This window comes from Flavobacterium bizetiae, assembly GCF_902804475.1.
Lineage (GTDB): Bacteria > Bacteroidota > Bacteroidia > Flavobacteriales > Flavobacteriaceae > Flavobacterium > Flavobacterium bizetiae.
Genome location: NZ_CADCSU010000238.1, coordinates 1 through 2,440 on the forward strand (window position 1 = coordinate 1; position 2,440 = coordinate 2,440).

The 2,440-nt window shown below is 26.9% G+C and carries 3 protein-coding genes; all 3 read left to right on the plus strand.

Annotation, left to right across the window (positions count from 1 at the left end; genetic code table 11):
* Positions 1-145: 145 nt before the first annotated feature.
* Positions 146-682, plus strand: a complete 537-nt coding sequence (locus FLACOL7796_RS24475) for a hypothetical protein (protein ID WP_173973378.1) — start codon at positions 146-148, stop codon at positions 680-682.
* 76 nt (positions 683-758) lie between these two features.
* Complete coding sequence (locus FLACOL7796_RS24480; RefSeq protein ID WP_262889179.1) at positions 759-2,048, plus strand: flippase; 1,290 nt, start codon at positions 759-761, stop codon at positions 2,046-2,048.
* Positions 2,045-2,440: glycosyltransferase family 2 protein (locus FLACOL7796_RS24485; RefSeq protein WP_173973380.1), on the plus strand; the 396-nt coding region annotated here is incomplete at its 3' end. The genes FLACOL7796_RS24480 and FLACOL7796_RS24485, both read left to right, overlap by 4 nt.

The following is a 2,440-nucleotide window of genomic DNA, read 5'->3' on the forward strand; positions in this document are numbered from 1 at the left end:
TTTTACAACAGTCAAAAACAGTTGATTAAATTATAAATATATAACATTACATTATTTTAAATATTTGAGAAAACTTAGACGAAAATTAAAAATACCTTAGTGCTAAACGCTAAATATATATATTTTTGTTCAAAAAAATATACCAATGAAAAAACAATTGATTTTTATAAATTTAGTTTTATTAACATTATTTAGTTCCTGCAAGAATAAAGAAGAAATTGCTCCGGTTGAAGAGGTTAAAGCCAATACATTTGATGTAATTGTTGATTTAAAAATAGAAAAGGACGATGAGTTAATTCTTTTTTATAAAGATCCGTCAATTGCTTATTTTGATGCAAAAAACACTGTTTATAATGGTGTGAAAGGAAATGCAGAATCGCAAATAATTACATTTAGTATTCCGGAAGGAATTTTACCAAATGATATTCGTTTTGATGTTAGTTCAAAAAAAGAGCAAACCCCAATTATAATCAATTCTATAACATTAAGTTTTGAAGGAAGAATTTTTAAAATTGAACAAAAAGATATCTTAAAATATTTTACTCCAAATGAATTTATAAAATTTGATGAGACTAAGGGTGAAGCATCATTTATTAAAAATGGAGAAAGTTTTGATCCATACTTCTTAACAAAACCGACAATTTATCCTGAAATCGAAAGAGTAAGAGGAGTTAAATTATAGTTTTAAAAAAAATATAATATTTAAGGCTGTTCCTTCTCAGGTATAGCCTTATTTTTATCATATAATCCCCTCTACATTGAAGCTAATTTTTGATATATTTCAGCGATATAAAAAGCACAAAATTTTAGCTTCAAATTTTGTATATCTTTCTCTGCTTCAAGGTTTAAATTTGCTTTTACCCTTAATTACTTTTCCTTATTTAATAAGGGTATTAGGTGTAGAATATTTTGGATTATTGTCTTTTTCCTTTGCTTTTATTACCTATTTCCAAATTGTTACAGACTATGGTTTCAATGCGACAGGAACCCGGGACATTTCATTGGTTGTTGATGATTTTGAAAAACAAAATCTGATTTTTAATCAAATAATGTCGGCAAAATTAGTTTTGGTTGTTTTAAGTTTTATTGTAATGATGGGAATTGTGTTTTCGTTTGAAATTTTCAGAAACTACTGGATTATCTACTTATTTTCATTTGGATCTATTTTAGGACAGGCAATTTTTCCGGTTTGGTATTTTCAGGGAATCCAAAAAATGAAATATATAACTTATCTAAACTTAGCTACCAAATTAATTTTTACAATAGCACTTTTTGTTTTTGTCAGACAAAAATCAGACTATTATTTAGTACCTGTTTTTAATGCTCTGGGCTTTATAACAGCGGGAGTTTTTGCTCTGTTTTACATTCAGAGAGATTTTAATATCAAATTCAAGCTGCAATCATTAAAAGGAATAAATGAACAATTACATAAATCAAAGTATGTATTTTTATCAGAGTTAAAAATTTCATTATTTACCAATACTAATACTTTAATTTTAGGTATTTTAGCCGGTAATCATGCGGTGGGTTATTTCTCTGCAGCCGAGAAGCTTGTCAGGGCAATAGGTAATTTTCAGACTCCAATTTCGAATACAATTTTCCCTTATCTTTCAAAAGAAATGACACAGGACAAATTGCAAACAATTCAAAAAATAAAGAAAATCACAATATTAGGAACAGTCTTGTTTTCAATAATTATAATAATATGTTTTTGCTTTGCTGAACAAATTATTGAGATAATATATGGAAAAGCAATGTTTTCTTCAGTTTTAATTTTTAGAATTTTAATACTTATTCCTTTATTATCTTTTCTGGACACGATGTATGGAAAACAAATTCTCTTAAATTTAGGCCGAGATCATTTATATTTTCGCGTAATCGTATTTGCAACAATTTTAAATTTAGCTATTAATTTTATTCTCACAAATGTTTATCAGGAATTAGGAACAGCAATTACACTTATTATTACGCAAATATTTATAGTTTTAGGAATGTGGTATTTTGCTAATAAAGAAGTAAAGCTGATTATAAAAACAAAAGAACCATGACAGCGATTAAAATTAGTGTTGTTATTCCGGTTTATAACGCAAAGAATTATTTATTTGACTGTATAAAATCATTATTAGATCAAACATTAAGTGATTGTGAATTTATATTTGTAAACGACGGTTCAACAGACAACAGCCGCGAAATAATTGAAAAATATCAAAAAGAAGACTCGCGTTTGATTCTCATTAATCAGGAAAATAAAGGAATTGGCGAAGCAAGAAATTCAGGGGTTAACATTGCGAATGGAGAATATATTGGTTTTTTAGATAATGATGATTTTATAAAGGATGATTTTCTGGAGTGTCTTTACAATAAAGCCATTAAAGATGATTTAGATATACTTATATCTAAAACAATATTGGGACGTGATGGTAAATTTATAATAAAAGAT